The organism is Nesterenkonia aurantiaca, assembly GCF_004364585.1.
Classification (GTDB): Bacteria; Actinomycetota; Actinomycetes; order Actinomycetales; family Micrococcaceae; genus Nesterenkonia; species Nesterenkonia aurantiaca.
The window spans coordinates 33645-51957 of the sequence record NZ_SOAN01000011.1; the positions used below are offsets into that span (position 1 = coordinate 33645).

Consider the following 18313-nt stretch of genomic DNA (forward strand, 5'->3'; position numbering starts at 1 on the left):
TCTATATTTAGTCCGGACATGAAGTTTTAGTGTTCCAGCTCACAGAAGGGGGATCCGGTGAGCCACGCTCCACCCACACCCTCGCGGCGGGCCTTTCTCGGCGGCCTGGCCGGGGCAGCTCTCGCCGCTGGACTCAGCGGCTGCGCCACCGGCCGCGGCGTCCCAGAGGTCTCGTTCCATCAGTCGAAGCCCGAAGCGATCCCGTATTTCGGAGGCCTGGTGCAGGACTTCAACCAGCAGGCCTCGGGCGTGCGGGCGGTCCACGACACCTCCTCAGGGCTTTCTGCAGGGTTCGCCCGCGGCAACCCGCCAGACCTGGGCTGTCTGAACTACAACTACGAGATCGTCCGCTTCCAAGAACGCGGTGCCTTCTCCGACCTTGCAGATCTCGCCGGCGAGGCTCGGATCGCTCCGAGCATCCAGGATCTGATCGACCAGTACCCGACCTATCCCGGGCGCACCAGCGTGATCCCGTACTCGATGATGGCCGCCGCGGTGCTCTACAACGAGGAGATCTTCGCCGAGCACGACCTGTCGATCCCCACCACCTACTCCGAGTTCCTCGAGGTCTGCGGCGCGCTTGAGGACGCCGGGGTGACCCCGATCTACTCCACCTACGCCGATCCCTGGACCGTGGCGCAGGGCTTGGTCGACTACAGCGTGGGAGGCAGGCTCGACGTCGCCGAGTTCTTCGAGCAGCTGCGCGCCCAGGGCGCCGACGCCGGCCCCGATGCGCCGGTCTCGTTCTCCCGCACCCTGCGCGAACCCCTGGAACAGATGCTCGAGATCGCGGCGTTCTCCCAGCCCGGTGCCGCCAGCAGAGGCTACGGAGACGGCAATGTCGGCTTCGCCCGCGGCGATGCCGCGATGTACCTGCAGGGCCCCTGGGCACTGGGCGAGATCGCCACGATCAACCCCGATGCGCGGATCGGGATCTTCCCGCTGCCGATGACCGAGGACCCCGAGGATCTGAAGGTCCGGGTCAACCTCGACCTCGCCCTCTGGGTGCCCGAGGCATCCAACGCCCAGGAACCCGCGCGGGAGCTGCTTCGCTACCTGATCACCCCAGAGATCGCCGACGCCTATAACCAGGACAACCTCGCCTTCGGGGTCCGCGAGGATGCCCCCGCGGTGCAGGATGCCCGGCTGCAGGACCTGCAGGGCTTCGTGGACCGCGCCGCCTTCTACCAGGGAGTGTCCCAGGCCATCCCGCGCACCATCCCGTTCGAGAACTACGCCCAGGGAATAGTCACCGGTCAGAGTCTGGAAGCAACGCTGCGGACTCTCGACGAGGACTGGGCCCGACTGGCTCGACGCTCAGAGACCGAGGCCTGACATGACCACTGCCACCACCCCGCCGCGGACCGCGGAGGCCCCCACCGGGGTCAGCCCCAGGTCCCGACCCGCCCCTCGACGTCGGCCCCGCACGGATCGCGTCTACCTCTGGTTCCTGCTGCCCACCCTGGTGCTGTTCACGCTGAGCATCACCATGCCGGCCGCGATGGGCATCTTCTACAGCTTCACCGACTCGGTGGGCTTCGGGGAGTTCAACTTCGTCGGACTCAACAACTACCTGGTGATGTTCAGCGACCCGGCGATCCTGTCCTCCTACGGATTCACCATCGGAGTGGCGCTGTGCACGGTGATACTGGTCAACGTGGTCGCTCTGACCCTCGCCATCGGACTCACCTCGAAGATCCGGGCGAAGACCGCGCTGCGCACGATCTTCGTGATGCCGATGGTGGTCTCCGGGATCATCATCGCCTTCGTCTTCCAGTTCATCTTCGCCAATACGGTCCCTGCCACCGCCCAGGCGCTGCAGCTCGGAGTCCTTGAGGAGTCGATCCTCGCGGATCCGGACCTGGCCTGGATCTCGATCGTGCTGGTGACCGCCTGGCAGGCGGTCCCGCAGGCCATGCTGATCTACATCGCCGGGCTCATGACCGTGCCGCGGGACGTCTACGAGGCCTCCGCCATCGACGGGGCCTCCGCCTGGAAGCAGCTGCGCAGCATCACCCTGCCTCTGATCTCAGGATTCGTGCTGATCAACGTGATCATCGGGTTCAAGGACTTCCTGGGCACCTACGAGATCATCGTGGGTCTGACCGACGGCGGCCCGGGCACCTCCACCCGCTCGGTGGCGATGACGATCTTCTCCGGCTTCGACAACGGCGACTACGCCTATCAGATGGCGAACTCCACGATCTTCTTCCTGATCACGCTGACCATCGCACTCATCCAGCTGCGCCTGACCCGAGGAAACGCGAGAATCTGATGACCCTGCCCACCACCACCATTCCCGGCGGCGCCGCCAGCACCACCCCGCGCCGCTCCACAGACAACTCTCGGCGCGCCGCGCTGCCGACCTCGCGACGCTCCGACCGGCACCGCTGGGGCACCACGGTGCTGCTGATGCTCGGCGCGCTCACCGTGATCCTGCCCTTCTACGTCACCATCTCGATGGCGTTCAAGACCGGAGAGCAGGCAGTGGAAGGCGAAGCCTTCGCGCTGCCGGCCCCGTTCAGCGTGGAGGGCTTCTCCACCGCCTGGGCGCTGACCGACTTCCCCCGCGCCTTCACGATCTCGATCCTGATCACTCTGGCCACGGTGATCGGCACGATCCTGCTCAGCGCGATGGCCTCCTACGCGATCTCCCGAAACTGGGAGAAGAAGGCCTACCGCTGGGCGTTCTACTACCTGCTCGCGGCGATGTTCCTGCCGTTCCCGGTGCTCGCGCTCTCCCAGGTCAAGCTCACCGGCATGGTCGAGCTGGCGAACCCGCTGGGCGTCGCGCTGCTGCACATCATGTTCCAGATCTCGTTCAGCACGCTGCTCTTCACCGCGTTCCTGCGCTCGCTTCCCGCGGAGCTGGAGGAGTCCGCCCGGATGGACGGCGCCTCCACCGCAGGAGCCTTCTGGCGGATCGTCTTCCCGCTGATGGCCCCGATGAGCGCCACGGTCGGGATCTTCGCGTTCCTGAAATCCTGGAACGACTTCATGATGCCCTCACTGATCATCGCGGACCCTTCGCTGCAGACGCTGCCAGTGATCCAGGAGATCTTCCAGACCCAGTTCAGCAATAATTACCACGTCTCCTTCGCCTCCTACCTGATGGCGATGGCACCGGCGATCATCGCCTATGTGATCTCCCAGCGCTGGGTGCTCTCCGGACTCACCCAGGGCGCCGTCAAATGATCGGCTCGGGCCTGGAAGCAGGCTCCGAGAAGCACGAACCCGAGACCCACCCGCAACAGCGAAAGGACGAGAAACCCTTGTCATCCACCACCACCGCAGCAGCCCCGACCACGGCTTCCGGACTCGGCACCGACCCCCACTGGTGGCGCCAGGCCGCGGTCTATCAGATCTACCCGCGCTCCTTCGCCGACGCCGATGGCAACGGCATCGGCGATCTGCGCGGGATCACCGAGCGGGTGGACTACCTGCAGGACCTCGGGGTCGACGCCGTCTGGCTCAGCCCCTTCTACCCCTCGGCGCTGGCCGACGGCGGCTACGACGTGGACGACTACCGCGACGTCGACCCCAAGATCGGCACGCTGGAGGACTTCGACGCCATGATCGCCGCGCTGCACGGCGCAGGGATCCGGCTGATCGTGGACATCGTGCCCAATCACACCTCGGACCGCCACGAATGGTTCGTCGAGGCGCTGCGCTCGCCCAAGGGCTCGGCCGCTCGGGATCGCTATATCTTCCGCGACGGCGCCGGTGAGGCGGGAGAGCTGCCGCCCTCGGACTGGACCTCGATCTTCGGAGGACCCGCCTGGACCCGGATCACCGAACCCGATGGGACACCGGGCCAGTGGTTCCTGCACAGCTTCGCCAAGGAGCAGCCCGACCTGAACTGGCACAACCGCGAGGTCCACGAGGACTTCCTGCAGACCCTGCGCTTCTGGTCCGACCGGGGCGTGGACGGGTTCCGGGTCGACGTCGCCCATGGACTCTCCAAGGACCTGCCGGCGAACCTGCCGAGCCAGGCCGAGCTGGACGCGACGCCGAAGGACGGGGCCCACCCCATCTGGGACCGCGATGAGGTCCATGAGATCTACCGCGAATGGCGCGGGGTCTTCAACGAATACGACCCGCCGAAGATCGGCGTGGCCGAGGCCTGGGTGGATTCCGCTCGGCGGCCGAAGTACGCCTCCGCCGAGGGCCTGGGCCAGGCGTTCAACTTCGATCTGCTCGAGGCCGGCTTCGACGCCGCCCAGTTCCGCGAGACGGTGACCTTCAACCTGGAGCTGGCCGCGAAGTCCGGGTCCTCCAGCACCTGGGTGCTCTCGAATCACGACGTGGTCCGCCACGCCACCCGCTACGGGCTCCCGGCCAAGGCCTCGGGTGAGGAGAAGGCAGGGACCAACTGGCTGCTCACCGCCGGCGCCACCCCGGAGCTGCAGGCCGAGAGCGGGCTGCGCAAGGCCCGTGCCGCCTCGCTGTTCGAACTCGCCCTGCCCGGCAGCGCCTACCTCTATCAGGGCGAGGAGCTGGGTCTGCACGAGGTCGCCGAGATCCCCGACGCCGACCGGCAGGACCCGACGTTCTTCCGCAGCCCCGGGCTCAGCGTGGGCCGTGACGGCTGCCGGGTCCCGCTGCCCTGGTCCAGCGCCGGGCAGAGCTTCGGGTTCGGCGAGGCCGAGGCGCACCTGCCGCAGCCCGAGTGGTTCTCCCGCTACAGCGTGCAGGCGCAGGACGCGGCGCAAGACTCGACGCTGAACCTCTACCGTCGTGCGCTGCGGCTGCGTCGCGAGCTTCAGGGCGAGGACACCCTGGAGTGGATCGAGCTGCCCGGAGCCGGAGATTCCACCACCGAGGTGCTGGCCTTCCGCCGTCCCGGGGGGTGGATCTGCGTGACCAACTTCGGTGAGCAGGCCGTCCCGCTGCCCGCCGGAGAGGTGCTGGTCAGCTCGCAGCCGCTGAACTCGGAGGTGCTGCCGGGGGAGACCACGGTCTGGCTGCGCGAGCACTGATTCGTCCCGGCCCTCCGGACGCCCCGTCCGTGCCCTCGCAGGCTCCCTGGAGCATCTGTCGCATCCCTATGCCATGTCCCATCGCTATTTCCGTGCATAGCCATGGGACATGGCATAGGGATGCGACGAACCTGACTGGGCGCTTGGGTAGTCCCGAATACAGCCCGATTCCAGGGTCGCTGTGGTTCACCGGTAGCGTGAACGCCATGGACAGCCCCGCCCCGACCTCCCAGACCCTGCGCCCGGGACTCCTGCTCAGCGCCATGTTTCTCGCCGTGACCCTGCCAGCCTGCGGCGCCAGCGCGGAGGCACCTCAGGACGCCGCCGCGGAACAGCCCGGCGCCACCCCGGAAGGTGATGGCGACGCCGAAGAGTCAGCTGCGGGGGAGGACTCATCCGATGCTGAAGGCTCAGCTGACGGGGAGGAGCCCGAGGCCGAGCCCGAGGCTGAGCCCGCCGAGCTCCCGGGCGGAGGCGACACGCTCTTCCCGGACCGGCGCTTCCTCGCCGCCTACGGCGCGCCCGGCATCCCCGCGCTCGGAGTCCTCGGCGAGGGCACCCCCCAGGAGGCCGCCGAGCGGGTGAAGTTCTACGCCGAGCAGTACCAGGAACACTCTGAGGAGCCGGTCCAGCCGGCCTTCGAGATCATCACCTCGATCGCGATCACCGAGCCTGGCGTGGACGGGAACTACACCAACGCCCTGGACCCGGAGCTCATCGAGCCCTGGGTGGACCTGGCCGCGGAGGAGGACATCTACGTGGTGCTCGACCTGCAGCCGGGCCACGCAAGCTTCCTGGACCAGGCCCAGCAATACGAGGAGTTCCTCGCCCAGCCCCACGTCGGTCTGGCGCTGGACCCGGAGTGGCGGCTCAGCGAGGGTCAGCGACACATGGAACAGATCGGTTCGGTCAGCGCCGAGGAGATCAATCAGGTCTCCGACTGGCTGGCGGAGCTGACCCGAGAGCACGAGCTTCCGCAGAAGATGCTGGTGCTGCACCAGTTCAAGCACTCCATGATCTCGGACCGTGAGGACATCGACACCTCCCACGAGGAGCTCGCCCTCCTGCTGCACGCCGACGGCCACGGAACACCTGGGATGAAGACCGAGACCTATGAGACCCTGCAGCAGGACCTCAGCGAGGACATCTGGCTCGGCTGGAAGAACTTCTACGACGAGGACTCGCCGACCTTCACCTCGGAGCAGACCTTCCAGGTCGAGCCCAAACCGTGGTTCGTGTCCTACCAGTGACCCGCATAAACTGACCGGGATTGTTTCCACCCACCTGACCCGGGAGCAGAATGTCCACGCCCGAAACACCGCATCCGCTGGATGAATCCGCCATCGACCATGCTGTGCAGCAGGCCGTTGACGCCTTCGCCGCAGCCGGAGACCTCGAGGAGCTTAAGGCCGCACGGCTCGCGCACACCGGAGACAAGGCGCCGCTGGTGCTGGCCAACCGGGCGATCGGCTCGTTGGACAAGACCGAGAAGGCCGCCGCCGGCAAGCTGCTCGGCGGCGCTCGCGGGAAGATGCAGAAGGCCCTCGCCGCGCGCACCCAGGTGCTCGAGGTCGAGCACGCGGAGCGGATCCTGCTGGAGGAGACCGTCGACGTCACCGCCGCGCCGCGTCGTCGTCCGCTCGGTGCCCGGCACCCGCTCTCGGTGCTGCAGGAGCGGGTCTCCGACGTCTTCATCGCCATGGGCTGGGAGATCGCCGAAGGTCCCGAGGTGGAGTCCGAGTGGTTCAACTTCGATGCGCTGAACATCGCCCCGGACCATCCCTCCCGGGAGATGCAGGACACCTTCTTCGTGGAGCCCCCGGAGGCGCACCTGGTGCTGCGCACCCACACCTCCCCCGTGCAGATCCGCTCGCTGCTCAACCGTGAGCTGCCGGTCTACGTGCTCTGCCCTGGAAAGACCTTTCGCACCGACGAGCTCGATGCCACTCACACCCCGGTGTTCCACCAGTTCGAGGGCCTTGCGGTGGACAAGGGCCTGACCATGGCTGATCTGAAGGGCACCCTGGAGCACTTCGCCCGGCAGATGTTCGGTCCCGACGCCGCCATCCGGCTGCGCCCGAGCTACTTCCCGTTCACCGAGCCCTCCGCGGAGCTCGACGTCTGGCACGCCCACGCCAAGGGCGGCCCGCGCTGGGTGGAATGGGGCGGCTGCGGCATGATGAATCCCGCCGTGCTGCGCGCCGCCGGAGTGGACCCGGAGGAGTACACCGGATTCGCCTTCGGGATGGGCATCGAGCGCACCCTGATGTTCCGCAACGGGGTCCCCGATATGCGCGACATGATCGAAGGCGACATCCGCTTCAGCCAGCACTTCGGAATGGAGGTCTGAGACATGCGCATTCCGCTTTCTTGGATTCGTGAATACACCCAGTTCCCTGCTTCGGGCACCGCGGAGGACCTGATGGCCGAGCTGGTCCAGGTCGGGCTCGAAGAGGAGGACGTGCACCGTCCCACCGATGAGCTCAGCGGCCCGATCGTCGTCGGCGAGGTGCTGGAGAAGATCCCCGAACCACAGTCCAACGGCAAGACCATCAACTGGTGCCAGGTCCGCGTGGTGCCCGAGGGTGCCGCCCAGACCCTGACCCACGAGGGCATCGACCCCTCGGGCATCCAGGGCGTGGTCTGCGGCGCGCACAACTTCGAGGTCGGCGACAAGGTCGTGGTCACCCTCCCCGGGGCCGTGCTCCCCGGCGACTTCCGGATCGCCGCGCGCAAGACCTACGGCCACGTCTCCGCCGGGATGATCGCCTCGGTGCGGGAACTCGGCATCGGCGAGGACCACGACGGGATCCTGGTGCTCTCGCGCCTGGGACTCGACCCGGAGCCGGGCACCGACGCCATGGAGCTGCTGGGCCTCTATGACTCCGCCGCGGAGATCAACGTGACCCCCGACCGGGGCTACGCCTTCTCGCTGCGCGGGATCGCCCGGGAGTATTCCCACGCCACCGGCACTCCCTTCATCGATCCCGCCGCCCAGATCAGCACCACTAAAGACGACGACGCCGCCCGGCCCGGTCACGAGGTCAGCCTCACCGATGACACCCCCATCTACGGGGTGCAGGGCTGCAGCCGGTTTGTCACGCACAAGGTCACCGGGATCGACCCGACGGCGCCCACCCCGCCGTGGATGGCGGCCCGACTGCGCCTGGCCGGGATGCGCACGATCAGCATCGCCGTGGACGTCTCGAACTACGTGATGCTGGAACTGGGTCAGCCCAACCACTGCTATGACGCGGCCAAGCTCGACGGCGGCATCGAGGTCCGCCGCGCCGGGGTCGGCGAGCAGCTCACCACCCTGGACGAGAAGGTCCGCACGCTGGACGCCGAGGACCTGGTGATCGCGGATCAGTCCGGACCCATCGGGATCGCCGGGGTGATGGGCGGGGCGCGCACCGAGGTGGACTCGACCACCTCGGCCGTCATCGTGGAGGCCGCGCACTTCGACCCGATCAGCGTCAGCCGCAGCAAGCGCCGGCACAAGCTGCCCTCCGAGGCGTCCAAGCGCTTCGAACGCGGCGTGGACCCGCTGCTGCCCCCGCTCGCCGCCCAGCGCGTGGTGGACCTGCTGGTCCAGCTCGCCGGCGGAACCGACTCGCGCGAGGTCACAGACGCCGGTGCCGCCGCGCTGCCGCAGCCGATCCGGCTGGACCCCGCGCTGCCGGAGAGGCTCACCGGGGTGGCTTACACGCAGGAGCAGATCAGCTCCACACTGGGCGCCATCGGTGCCGAGGTCGGCCAGGAGGGGGAACAGCTGCTGGTGACCCCGCCGAGCTGGCGCCCGGACCTGACCATCCCCGCCGCCCTGGTCGAAGAGATCGCCCGGCTCGTCGGCTACGACAAGATCCCCTCCCGGCTCCCGGTGCCACCGGCCGGCCGAGGGCTCACCACCGCCCAGCAGCGCCGACGCGGCGTCTATGCCGGCATGGCCGCCGCCGGCTTCACCGAGGTGCTCAGCTACCCGTTCTACTCCGAGGCCGCCAACACCCGCTTCGGGCAGGCTGAGGACACCGGAAAGCCGATGCCGATGCTGCGCCTGGCCAACCCGATCGCCAGCCAGCACCCTGCGCTGCGCACCACGGTGCTGCCCGGGCTGCTCGAGGCGCTGCGCCGCAACGTCTCGCGCGGCTTCACCGACGTCGCGCTCTTCGAATCCGGCTCGGTCTTCCACCCGAAGGCCCAGCTCGGCTCGCCGAGCATCCCCGAGCTGGGGGCCTACCCCGGGGAAGAGGTTCTGGCCGGGCTCGACGCCGGCATCCCGGATCAGCCGCTGCACATCGCGGCCGCACTCAGCGGAGCCGAGACGGCCGAGCTGCCCGGTGTGCCCGGGCGCCGTCGGGACTGGGCCGACGCTGTAGATGCGGCGCAGAAGGTCGCTGACCTGCTGCGTGTTCGCCTCGAGGTGGTCCAGGGCCAGCACCAGGCCTTCCACCCCGGACGCACGGCCGAGCTGCGGTTCAACGGAGCACGGATCGGTCATGCCGGTGAGCTGCACCCGAAGGTCATCGAAGAGCTGGACCTGCCCGCCCGGACCTCGGTGATGGAGCTGGACCTCTCCGTGCTCATCGAGGGGTCCCCGGAGCAGATCAGCGCCGAGCCGATCTCGACCTTCCCGCCGACCACCCAGGACGTCTCACTGATCGTGGCCCAGGAGCTGCCGGCAGCCGAGCTCGAGGCCACCCTGGTCGAAGGAGCGGGGGAGCTGCTGGAGAGCATCGAGCTCTTCGACGTGTACGCCGGTGAGCACATCGAGGCTGGTCACAAGTCGCTGGCCTTCGGGCTGCGCTTCCGCGCCGAGGACCGCACGCTCACCGCCGAGGAGGCCTCCGCGGCCCGCGCCGGGTCCGTGGCTCTGGCACAGCAGCGCCACGGGGCCGTGCAGCGGTGACAGTCCAGAGGTGACGACTCAGCTCGGCGCCAGCCGCTGAGCGGCGTCACCAAGATGCTCCGGCGGGCGTTCAGCCCGCCGGGGCATCGGTCTGTGGACCAGGTCCAGGAGCTTCTCCCAACCATCGACCGCGGCGCATGACGCTGTTGACCTGCCATGCCGGATCCAACAGCACCAGATCCGCGCGCCCGCCGGGGAGCAGCCTGCCGACGTCGGCGAGCCCGATCATCTCTGCAGGATTGGCGGTGGCCGCCATCAGCGCCTCGCCCGGGGCGATGCCGGCGTCGAGGATGCTCCGGCGCACCGCCTCGGCAAGGGTCACCGCCGAGCCCGCGATCGCGCCTTGCGCGCCGTCGGGCGCCTGAAGACGGGCGACGCCGTCGGCGACGTCCACGTTCAGCGTCCCCAAGGCATAGCGGCCCTCCGGGGCGGCGGCGCCGGCCATCGCGTCGGAGACCAGTACCAGCCGGCGCGGCCCGCCGTTGCGGGCCGCCGAGTGCCAGACGTAGCGGACCATCTCCGGGTCCAGATGCACTCCATCGCTGATCAGCTCCAGGAAGGCGGTGCTGTCTTCCAACAGTGCCAGAGGTGGGCCCGGTTCCCGGTGATGCAGGCCCAACATTGCGTTGAACAGATGCGTGGCGGCGCTGGCCCCGGCGCTCAGAGCGGCCCGGGTCTGGGCGACATCGGCGCCGGTGTGCCCGACTCCCACGACCAGTCCCGCGGCTTGCAGCCGAGCAACGGCCTCGAGAGCGCCGGGCAGCTCCGGGGCGAGGGTGACATAGCGCAGCAGCTCGGCCGCCTGGTGCTCCAGCACGGCAGAGACGGCCTCCGGAGTGGGGTCGCTGAGCAGAGACGCCTCATGGGCGCCGCGATGGGCGCAGCTCAGCCAGGGCCCCTCAAGGTGGATCCCGGCGAGCTCGCCGGTCTCTACCAGAGGCCGGAGTCGCTCTGCCTGGTCCAGCAGCGCCGGGATCGGCGCGCTGACCAGGGAGGCGAGCATGGTCGTCGTGCCGCGGTGACGGTGGGCCGTCAAGACGGTCCCGGCAGCATCCGCACCCTCCGTGAAGGCCGCGCCGCCGCCGCCATGGGCGTGGACATCGACGAACCCGGGTGCCAGCACGCCCTCGGTGAGGTGCAGATCCGGGGTCTCCGGCGGGTGACCGTGCCCGGCGTCGAGGATGCGTCCCTGTGCCAGGCGCAGCCAATACCGCCCGAGGTCCCCCTCCGGGGTCAGCGCCGCCTCGGCGAGGATCAGCTGGGTCATAGGAGACGGACCCGACTCGGCATGGTGTGTGCTTCTCAGGGCTGCAACAGCAGCTTGCCCGTGGTCCGGCGGTTCTCCAGATCCTCGTGGGCCCGGCCCGCTTCGGCCAGCGGGTAGCTGGCGCCGATGCTGAGCTTCAGATCTCCGGTGGTCAGCGCGCGGAAGAGCTCGGCGTAGCGCCAGGAGCGCTCCTCGGCATTGCGCAGATACCAGTGCGTGGCCGGGCGGGTCACGTAGAGCCCGCCGCGGCGGTTGAGCTCCTGCGGATCCAGCGGGGGCACCTGGCCCGAGGCCCCGCCGTAGAGCACGAACATTCCCCGGATCGCCAGAGACTCCAGGGACCCCGCATAGGTGTCTTTCCCGACGCCGTCGAAGACCGCGGCGACACCCTCGCCCTTGGTGATCTCCAGGACCCGCTCGGCGAAGTTCTCATAGCCCAGCACATAGTCGGCACCGGCGGCCTGCGCGATCTGGGCCTTCTCCTCGGTGGAGCAGGTGGTGATCACGCGCGCCCCCTTGGCCTTGAGCAGCTGGGTCAGGATCTGGCCCACCCCTCCTGCTCCGGCATGGGTCAGCACGGTCTCACCCGGGGAGACCCGGTAGGTGGAGTTGACCAGGTAGTGCGCGGTGATGCCCTGCAGCGGAAGCGCCGCGGCCTGCTCATCGGTGACCTCATCCGGCACGCGCACGGCCTTGCCGGCGTCGACCAGGAAGTGGGAGGCGTAGGTGCCGGTGGAGGCCTCCAGGGTGGTGACCCGCTGGCCGACGGAGAGCGACTCCACGCCTTCGCCGGCGGCAAGGACACGCCCGGTGCCCTCGGTGCCCGGGGTGAAGGGATACTGCACCGGGTAAACGCCGCTGCGCTGGTAGGTCTCGATGAAGTTGACCCCGGTAGCGGCAGTCTCCACCAGCACCTGGTTCGGTCCAGGCTCGGGCAGCGACACCTGAGCCTCGACGAGCACCTCGGCGCCCCCTGCCTGCTCGGCATGCACCACTCGTGCTCTGTCGGGCAGATCCTCTGGGAAAACTGTCTGTTCATTCATGGCGGCAAGCGTACCCAACACAGGCCCGGAGCGGCGAAGTCTGCGGCCCCAGAGCATGCATAAATATTGGATATAGCGCATATATCCGCCTAGACTGCTGGGATGACCTATTCGATCGCTGTCTCCGGAGCCTCAGGCTATGCCGGGGGAGAAGTCCTGCGCCTGCTGGCCGGCCACCCCGAGGTCCAGATCGGCGCCGTCACCGCCCACTCGAGCGCGGGGGAGCGGCTGGGAAGCGTGCAGCCGCATCTGCTCTCCCTGGCGCACCGGGTGCTTCTGGACACCACCGCGGAGAACCTCGCCGGACACGACGTCGTCTTTCTGGCCCTGCCGCACGGGGCTTCGGCGGAGATCGCCGCCCAGCTCGGCGAGGACACCATCGTGATCGACGCCGCCGCGGATCATCGGCTGGAATCCGCCGCCGATTGGGAGAAGTTCTACGGCTCTGCCCATCAGGGCACCTGGCCCTATGGGCTGCCCGAGCTGCCCGGAGCGCGGGCCAAGCTTGCCGGTGCCCGGCGCATCGCGGTGCCCGGCTGCTATCCCACCACCATCATGCTCGGCCTGGCACCGGCGCTGGCCGCCGGGCTTGTCCAGCCCACCGACATCGTGATCGTCGCGGCCACCGGCACCTCCGGGGCGGGCAAGGCGCTCAAACCCCACCTGCTCAGCGCCGAGGTCATCGGTGGCATGAGCCCCTACGGGGTCGGCGGGGTGCACCGGCACACCCCGGAGATCGAACAGGGCCTCGGACACGCAGCAGGAGTCCCGGTCCAGGTCAGCTTCACCCCCACGCTGGCTCCGATGCCGCGCGGCATCCTGGCCACCTCCACCGCGAAGCTCGCCCCCGGCACCACCGAGGCGGCGCTGCGAGCGGCCTACCGCGAGCACTACGACGGCGAGGCCTTCGTCCACCTGCTCCCGGAGGGCCAGTGGCCGGCCACCAAGCAGGTCGTGGGCTCCAACCACGTCACCATCCAGCTTGCGGTCGATGAGCACGCCGGGCGCGCCGTCGTCGTCTCGGCCGCGGACAATCTGACCAAGGGCACCGCCGGCGGAGCCGTACAGTCCATGAACATCGCCCTGGGTCTGGAAGAGACCACCGGGCTCAATCTGCTGGGAGTCTCCCCATGAGTGTCACCGCCGCGAAAGGATTCAGCGCCGCTGGCGTCGCCGCCGGATTGAAATCCCCCGATGCGCAGGGCAACGCGCCGCGCGACGTCGCCTTGGTGCTCAACCATGGCCCGGACAAGCACGCCGCCGCGGTCTTCACCACCAACCGGGTCGCCGCGGCACCGGTGCTCTGGTCCCAGCAGGCCATCGCCGACGGGCGAGCCGATGCGGTGGTGCTGAACTCCGGCGGAGCCAATGCCTGCACCGGGCCCCAGGGCTTCGCCGACACCCACCAGAGCGCCGAGGTCGTGGCCGCGAAGCTCCAGGCCGCTGGCGCGGACATCTCCGCCGGGGACGTGCTGGTCTGCTCCACCGGACTCATCGGCGTGCGCCTGGACATGCCCGCGCTGCTTGAGGGGATCAGCGCCGCCGTGGCGCAGCTGGAACCGGCCGAGGCCGCCGGAGCGCGGGCAGCGCAGGCGATCATGACCACAGACTCGGTCATGAAGGTCTCCACCGCGACCGGTGCGGAGTTCACCATCGGCGGCATGGCCAAGGGTGCCGGCATGCTCGCCCCCGGGATGGCCACGATGCTCTCGGTGGTCACCACCGACGCGGTCATCGCGGCGCCCGACCTCGACGCCGCGCTGCGCGAGGCCGTCCGGCTCAGCTTCAACCGCGCCGACTCCGATGGCTGCATGTCCACCAACGACACCGTGATCGCGATGGCCTCCGGGGCGCATCCGCGGGCCGACCCCTCCGGAGTGGACCTGGCGGAGTTCCAGGCGGCGCTGAACCAGGTGTGCCAGGACCTCGCGACCCAGCTCATCGCCGACGCCGAGGGCGCCCACCACGAGATCGCGATCTCCACGATCAACGCCGCGACCGAAGAACAGGCCGAGACCGCAGGCCGCTCCGTGGCCCGCTCCAACCTGTTCAAGACCGCGATCTTCGGCCAGGATCCCAACTGGGGCCGGATCCTCTCCGCCGTCGGGACCACCGACGTGGACTTCGACCCCTCCACCATCGACGTCAGCGTCAACGGGGTGTGGATCTGTCGCGCCGGAGGGATCGGGGAGGACCGCGAACTGGTGGACCTGCGCGGGCGCCACGTGAAGGTGGTCATCGATCTGAAGGCCGGCGCCGCCGAGGCCACGATCCTCACCAATGACCTGACCCATGACTATGTGCATGAGAACTCTGCCTACTCCAGCTGAAGAAGGACCCGATGACCTCCAGCATGAAACCCCGCGACGCCGGGAGCCTGAGCTCCGCCGGTGAGAAGGCCTCCGTCCTGGTCGAGGCGCTGCCCTGGATCCAGAAGTTCGCCGGAGAGACCATCGTGATCAAATACGGCGGCAACGCCATGATCAACGACGAGCTGCGCCGCGCCTTCGCCGAGGACGTGGTCTTCTTGCGCCACGTCGGGGTCAACCCGGTGGTGGTGCACGGGGGAGGGCCTCAGATCAACGCGATGCTCCAGACCCTGGGCATCGAATCCGAGTTTCGCGCCGGACAGCGGGTGACCACCCCCGAGGCCATGGATGTGGTCCGGATGGTGCTCACCGGGCAGGTCGGCCGCGAGCTGATCGGCCTGATCAACAGCCACGGCCCCTACGCGGTGGGCCTTTCCGGGGAGGACGCCGCGCTGCTGCGTGCCACCCGCACCACCGTGGAGATCGACGGCGAGACCGTGGACCTCGGACTGGTCGGGGAGGTCAGCGGGGTCAACCCCGACGCGATCACCGACCTGCTCGACGCCGGGCGGATCCCGGTGATCTCCACCATCGCCCCGGAGTTCGACTCCACCGCCGCCGACGCCACCCCCACCGGCGAGGTGCTCAACGTCAACGCCGATCTCGCCGCCGCCGCCGTCGCCTCGGCTCTGGGCGCGGCCAAACTGGTGATGCTCACCGATGTGGAGGGCCTCTACGCCAACTGGCCGGACAAGTCCTCGCTGATCTCCTCGCTGAGCGCCAGCGACCTGCGCGCGATGCTGCCCAGCCTGGAATCCGGCATGATCCCGAAGATGACCGCGGCGCTGAAGGCCGTGGAGGCCGGGGTCCCACGCGCCCATGTGGTCGACGGCCGGGCACCGCACTCGATGCTGTTGGAGATCGTCACCACCGAGGGCGTCGGCACCCAGATCGTTCCCGATGGGGAGGCCGCATGAATGCCCAGAACACCCCCGAGGCTCAGGCCGCTGACCTGAAGAGCGCGGATCTCAACAGCGCCGATCTCACCAGCGCTGACCTGAACAGCGCGGATCTCACCAGCGCCGATCTCAACAGTGCGGCGCTCGCGGCGGAACCCGGTGAGGCGCTGCTGGCGCGCTACACCGCGTCCCTGCTCGGGGTCTTCGGCACTCCGCAGCGCGTCCTGGTCCGCGGCTCCGGCGCCAAGGTATGGGACGCCGACGGCCGGGAGTACCTGGACCTGCTCGGCGGGATCGCGGTCAACGCGCTGGGCCACGCCCACCCGCTGATCACCAGCGTGGTCTCCTCCCAGCTGAGCACCCTGGGACACATCTCGAACTTCTTCACCAGCCCGACCCAGATCGCGCTGGCCGAGAAGCTGCTGCACCTGGCCCAGGCCCCCACCGGCTCCAAGGCGTTCTTCACCAACTCCGGCACCGAGGCCAATGAGGCCGCGTTCAAGCTGGCACGCCGCCACGGCGGCCAGGACCGGCCGCGGATCATCGCCCTGGAGCACGGCTTCCACGGACGCACCATGGGCGCACTGGCGATGACGCACAAGCCCAGCTACCGGGAACCCTTCGAACCGCTGCCCGGCGGCGTGGAATGGGTGCCCGCCGGGGATGCCGAGGCGCTGCGCGCTGCGGTGGATGAGACCGTGGCTGCGGTGATCATCGAACCCGTCCAGGGTGAAGCCGGTGTCCACGGCCACCCGGCCGGGTACCTCCAGGCCGCCCGGGAGATCACCCGTGCCGCCGGGGCGCTGTTGATCTTCGATGAGGTGCAGACCGGCATCGGCCGCACCGGATCCTGGTTCGCCTCCTCCCCGTCAGACTCCGCCCCGCCAGACTCTTCCCCGGTGATCCCGGATGCGATGACCCTGGCCAAAGGCCTCGGCGGTGGGTTCCCGATCGGGGCGATGCTCACCTTCGGGGAACACGCCAGCACGCTGCTGAACCCCGGCCAGCACGGGACCACCTTCGGCGGCAACCCTGCGGCCACCGCCGCCGCACTGGCCACGCTGCACGTGATCGAATCCACCGACCTGCTGGATCAGGTCCGGGAGGTCAGCGCCTACGCGGCCGCCCGGCTCGCCGAACTCGACTTCGTCACCGAGGTCCGAGCCCACGGGCTGCTGATCGGCTTCGATCTGGAGGCCGCCGCCGGTCAGGCGCTGGCGCCTGCCATGGTCGCCGCGGCCCTGGAGGCGGGTTTCATCATCAACGCCACCGGCCCGTCCACGCTGCGCCTGGCCCCGCCGCTGATCATCACCACGGAGCAGATCCAGCAGTTCATCGATGCCCTTCCCGAGATCCACCGCAGGAGCACCTCATGACCGTTCGCCACTTCCTCACCGACCTGGACCTCAGCCCCGCCGAACTGGACCAGGTGCTGACCCTGGCGGCGCATATGAAGGCCCACCCCTACGCGATCAAGGCCCTGGCCGGGCCCCAGACCGCCGCGGTGTTCTTCGACAAGACCTCCACCCGGACCCGGTTCTCCTTCGTGGCCGGGATCTCCGCGCTCGGCGGCGCCCCGCTGGTGGTGAACCCCGGGGAGTCCCAGCTCGGCCACAAGGAGACCATCGCCGACACCGCCCGAGTGCTGGACCGGATGGTCAGCCTGATCATCTGGCGCACCTATGCCCAGTCCGGGCTTCAGGAGATGGCGGCGCACAGCGCGGTCCCGGTGATCAACGCACTCTCCGACGACTACCACCCCTGCCAGCTGCTCGCGGATCTGCTGACCCTGCGCGAACATCTCGGCGGCACACAGGGTCGCTCCCTGGCCTACCTGGGCGACGCGGCGAACAACATGGCCAACTCCTATCTGCTCGCCGGGGTCAACGCCGGCATGGATGTCCGCATCGCCGGCCCCGCCGGCTACCTGCCGGAGCAGCGCATCATCGACGCCGCCCAGGCCCGCGCCGAGCAGACCGGGGCCAAGGTGCTGGTCACCACCGATCCGGTCCAGGCGCTGGCCGGCGCCGAGGCGGTGGCCACCGATACCTGGGTCTCGATGGGACAGGAGGAGGAGAAGCAGCAGCGACTCGAGCTCTTCGGGGACTACCGGGTCGACGCGGCGGCCATGGCGCATGCCGACCCGGGCGCCGTCGTCCTGCACTGCCTTCCGGCCTACCGCGGGGTCGAGATCAGCGCCGAGGTCCTCGACGGGGCGCAGTCGGTGGTCTGGGATGAGGCGGAGAACCGGCTGCACGCGCAGAAGGCGCTGATGGCCTGGCTGTTGGTGCGCTCCGGGCTCGCCGACGCGCAGACTGCGGAACTGGTCCGGGCAGGGGAACGCTGAGATGGCACCGACCACCAAGACCGCGCGGCACGCGAAGATCCGTGAGCTGATCTCCCGCTCCCAGGTCCGGTCCCAGGCTGAGCTGGCCGAACGCCTCGCCGACGCCGGGGTCACGGTGACCCAGGGGACGCTCTCGCGGGACCTGGTGGAGATCGGTGCCGCCCGGGTGCGCGGCGCCCAGGGTGCGCTGATCTATGCGGTGCCCTCCGACGGACATGACCGTGAGCTGCAGGCCGACCAGACCGACGCGACGACGACGGCGCGGCTGATCGCGCTGTGCAAGGACCTGCTGGTCTCTGCCGAGCCCAGCGCGAACCTGGTCATCCTGCGCACTCCGCCCGGAGCCGCCCAGTTCCTGGCCAGCGCGGTGGACCACGCCGGGATCCCAGAGATCCTGGGCTGCATCGCCGGAGACGACACGATCATGGTGGTCACCACCGAGCCCGACGGGGGAGCCGCGGTGGCGCACCGCTTCACCGGATTCGCCGAGGGCCGGGGCTAGC

General features: G+C 69.0%; 15 protein-coding genes. 13 read left to right on the forward strand and 2 right to left on the reverse strand.

Annotated features, from left to right (window positions below):
- The first annotated feature begins 57 nt into the window (after positions 1-57).
- The 7 genes from EV640_RS12375 (at position 58) to pheT (ending at position 9885) form a co-directional block, all read left to right on the forward strand.
- Positions 58-1335 (forward strand): ABC transporter substrate-binding protein, encoded by a 1278-nt coding sequence (locus EV640_RS12375; protein ID WP_036477552.1) that lies wholly within the window; start codon positions 58-60, stop codon positions 1333-1335.
- Between the two features lies 1 nt (position 1336).
- Complete coding sequence (locus tag EV640_RS12380) at positions 1337-2275, forward strand: carbohydrate ABC transporter permease (protein WP_036477548.1); 939 nt, start codon at positions 1337-1339, stop codon at positions 2273-2275.
- Positions 2275-3195 (forward strand): carbohydrate ABC transporter permease, encoded by a 921-nt coding sequence (locus EV640_RS12385; protein WP_036477546.1) that lies wholly within the window; start codon positions 2275-2277, stop codon positions 3193-3195. The genes EV640_RS12380 and EV640_RS12385 overlap by 1 nt, the downstream gene beginning before the upstream one ends.
- Complete coding sequence (locus EV640_RS12390; RefSeq protein ID WP_084479724.1) at positions 3192-4979, forward strand: glycoside hydrolase family 13 protein; 1788 nt, start codon at positions 3192-3194, stop codon at positions 4977-4979. Before EV640_RS12385 ends, EV640_RS12390 begins: the two co-directional genes overlap by 4 nt.
- A gap of 206 nt (positions 4980-5185) precedes the next feature.
- On the forward strand, positions 5186-6229 hold the full coding sequence (locus EV640_RS12395) for a hypothetical protein (protein WP_133726577.1): 1044 nt from the start codon (positions 5186-5188) through the stop codon (positions 6227-6229).
- Positions 6230-6279: 50 nt separating this feature from the next.
- Positions 6280-7329, forward strand: a complete 1050-nt coding sequence (gene pheS / locus EV640_RS12400) for a phenylalanine--tRNA ligase subunit alpha (protein WP_133726578.1) — start codon at positions 6280-6282, stop codon at positions 7327-7329.
- Positions 7330-7332: 3 nt separating this feature from the next.
- The gene (gene pheT / locus EV640_RS12405; protein ID WP_133726579.1) at positions 7333-9885 is read left to right on the forward strand and encodes a phenylalanine--tRNA ligase subunit beta; all 2553 of its coding nucleotides are present in this window, start codon (positions 7333-7335) and stop codon (positions 9883-9885) included.
- Between the two features lie 70 nt (positions 9886-9955).
- On the opposite strand, the gene EV640_RS12410 is transcribed toward pheT, so the two are convergent.
- Positions 9956-11152, reverse strand: coding sequence for an N-acetylglucosamine-6-phosphate deacetylase (locus EV640_RS12410; RefSeq protein WP_133726580.1), 1197 nt, complete (start codon positions 11150-11152; stop codon positions 9956-9958).
- A gap of 35 nt (positions 11153-11187) precedes the next feature.
- Positions 11188-12195 carry a quinone oxidoreductase family protein gene (locus tag EV640_RS12415; RefSeq protein ID WP_133726581.1) on the reverse strand — a complete coding sequence of 336 codons (1008 nt, stop codon included), beginning with the start codon at positions 12193-12195 and terminating at the stop codon, positions 11188-11190.
- Positions 12196-12297: 102 nt separating this feature from the next.
- Here EV640_RS12415 and argC point away from each other — a divergent pair, with 102 nt between their 5' ends.
- From argC to EV640_RS12445, 6 genes are read left to right on the forward strand one after another with little or no spacing between them, the layout of a single operon-like run.
- Positions 12298-13329 carry an N-acetyl-gamma-glutamyl-phosphate reductase gene (argC, locus tag EV640_RS12420; RefSeq protein ID WP_133726582.1) on the forward strand — a complete coding sequence of 344 codons (1032 nt, stop codon included), beginning with the start codon at positions 12298-12300 and terminating at the stop codon, positions 13327-13329.
- The gene (gene argJ / locus EV640_RS12425; RefSeq protein ID WP_133726583.1) at positions 13326-14525 is read left to right on the forward strand and encodes a bifunctional glutamate N-acetyltransferase/amino-acid acetyltransferase ArgJ; all 1200 of its coding nucleotides are present in this window, start codon (positions 13326-13328) and stop codon (positions 14523-14525) included. The genes argC and argJ overlap by 4 nt, the downstream gene beginning before the upstream one ends.
- A gap of 11 nt (positions 14526-14536) precedes the next feature.
- Positions 14537-15481 carry an acetylglutamate kinase gene (gene argB / locus EV640_RS12430; protein ID WP_036477530.1) on the forward strand — a complete coding sequence of 315 codons (945 nt, stop codon included), beginning with the start codon at positions 14537-14539 and terminating at the stop codon, positions 15479-15481.
- A complete protein-coding gene (locus tag EV640_RS12435) occupies positions 15478-16839 on the forward strand; it encodes an acetylornithine transaminase (protein WP_133726608.1) in 1362 nt (453 codons plus the stop codon). The genes argB and EV640_RS12435 overlap by 4 nt, the downstream gene beginning before the upstream one ends.
- The gene (gene argF, locus EV640_RS12440; protein WP_133726584.1) at positions 16836-17810 is read left to right on the forward strand and encodes an ornithine carbamoyltransferase; all 975 of its coding nucleotides are present in this window, start codon (positions 16836-16838) and stop codon (positions 17808-17810) included. The genes EV640_RS12435 and argF overlap by 4 nt, the downstream gene beginning before the upstream one ends.
- Before the next feature lies 1 nt (position 17811).
- A complete protein-coding gene (locus EV640_RS12445; protein ID WP_133726585.1) occupies positions 17812-18312 on the forward strand; it encodes an arginine repressor in 501 nt (166 codons plus the stop codon).
- Position 18313: the final 1 nt, after the last annotated feature.